The following is a 349-nucleotide window of genomic DNA, read 5'->3' as shown; positions in this document are numbered from 1 at the left end:
ACTTCGATAAATTTATACGCTACAACTGGCGTTGTAGAAGCTGGTTTTAATAACACTGTGTTCCCTGTTACTAAAGCAGCTACTGTTGTCCCAGCCATGATTGCAAATGGGAAGTTCCAAGGAGAAATGACAATACCGATTCCTAATGGAATGTAGTCATAACGATTATATTCACCTGGACGGCTTTCGACTGGCTGACCGTTTTTAATGCGTAGCATTTGGCGACCATAGTATTCCATGAAGTCGATTGCTTCCGCTGTATCTGCATCAGCCTCTGCCCATGGTTTCCCCGCTTCTTTTGTTAATAATGCAGAGAATTCATGTTTACGACGACGGATAATCGCTGCCG

General features: G+C 43.6%; 1 protein-coding gene. It reads right to left on the bottom strand.

Features of this window, described 5'->3' with window-relative positions; all coding sequences use genetic code 11:
* The coding region (locus VK91_RS21955; protein ID WP_048395915.1) for an aldehyde dehydrogenase family protein at positions 1-349 on the bottom strand (349 nt) is incomplete at both ends.

The organism is Lysinibacillus sp. LK3 (genome assembly GCF_001043675.1).
GTDB classification, from domain to species: Bacteria; Bacillota; Bacilli; order Bacillales_A; family Planococcaceae; genus Lysinibacillus; species Lysinibacillus capsici.
Note: the sequence above shows the minus strand (reverse complement) of the source record. Positions and strands in the feature narration are given on the sequence as shown.